Annotated in this window: 1 protein-coding gene; it reads left to right on the forward strand. The window is 60.4% G+C overall.

All coding sequences use genetic code 11. The features are described from left to right. Window positions 1–140: 140 nt before the first annotated feature. Window positions 141–1477 (forward strand): ISL3 family transposase (locus tag RBB18_RS23105; protein ID WP_306112638.1); only part of this gene is annotated, 1337 nt, incomplete at its 3' end.

A 1477-nucleotide genomic window follows, 5' to 3' on the forward strand; every position in this document is an offset into this window, starting at 1 on the left:
GGTTCTGCCTCACTTTGTGTGGCGCAACTATCCTGAAACTGGAAAATTCAGGAGGTATAGTTGTGAGTTCGAAGAAGCACTGGTCGCCCGGGAGCGATGTTGCCGTTCAAAGCGTTGAGCGAAGTGAAAGAGGCGGGTGGATTGTATCTGGCGTCTTGGCTCCCAACGGCATTTGCCCAGACTGTGGATTGCATTCACGCCGACGTCACGGCTGGCGGCGTCGGCGGCTGCAGGATTATCCCGCGCATGGAGACGAGGTAACGGTTGATCTCGCAATTTGCCGTTGGCGATGTCAGGCACCCGCTTGCCCACGCCGGACATTCTCAGACCAAATCGCCTCGATTGCGCGTCCATTTGCACGTCGTACTTCGCGTGTCGGGGAGATTGTCACCCATCTTGGGCATGCGACCGGCGGACGGCCAGCCGAGCGGTTGTTGCATCGTTTGGGCCTTGGAGTCAGCGATGACACGGTGCTTAGGCAGCTGAAGAACCGTGCCCAAGACAGTGGCGAGTCGCCGACAGTCATCGGGATCGACGACTGGAGTTGGCGGAAATCGCAAACCTACGGCACGATCATTGTGGATCTGGAGCGTCGCGTGGTGATCGACATTCTTGAGGATCGAGATGTCGTCAGCTGCACCAACTGGCTGAAGCGACACCCCGAGGTGGAAGTGATCAGCAGAGATCGCTGCGGTCTCTACGCCCAGGCAGCACGGCAAGGGGCACCGCAGGCGAAGCAGGTCGCTGACCGGTTCCATATCGTACAAAACCTGCGGCAGGCCATCGAGGAGCAAATGAACCTTCACGGCCGTGCGACCGGCAGGGCGCTGCTGTCCGACGCCGACAACATCACCGCAGCCGGCAGCCTTCTGAAGTCACGCCTGGCGCATAGGACGTCTCGGGAAGAGATTTTCGCCACCATTCATGCGCTCCGAAATCAGGGGCTTTCATGCAGCGAGATCGGGCGGCGAACAGGGTTCCCGCGTCGCAGCATCGCGAAATGGCTGCAGTTCGAGACACCACCGGACCGCAGGCGGGCCGCTTTGAAGCCGACATCGCCGTGGTACTTTGAAGAGTTCCTGAGCCAAAGCTGGAAGGAGGGCATTCGAACTGGCAGCGCCCTGTTCCGTCTGATCCGAGAGCGCGGTTACGAGGGGAGTCAGTCGCATTTGCAGCGTCTGTTGGCGGGCTGGCGAAAAGCAGAACAGCAAGGGAGCGACTCCAAGGTAGAGCACGAAATCCTTAAGCCAGTCCGGGACCCGGAAACGGGGCACGCGATTTCCCCGGTCATCGCAGCCGCGCTGTGCATCAAACCCCGCGGAAAGCTCACCCCGGATCAAGCGCGGAAAGTCGACGCGCTCAAGGCCGGTTCTCCCGCCTTCGCAACGATGCGAAGTCTCGCCATGCGGTTCAACGGTATCCTGCGCAGCCGCCAAGCAGACCCGCTCCCAGCATGGATCGACAACGCGATCGAAAC

It is taken from the genome of Roseovarius sp. MMSF_3298 (assembly GCF_030733705.1).
Classification (GTDB): Bacteria; Pseudomonadota; Alphaproteobacteria; order Rhodobacterales; family Rhodobacteraceae; genus Roseovarius; species Roseovarius confluentis.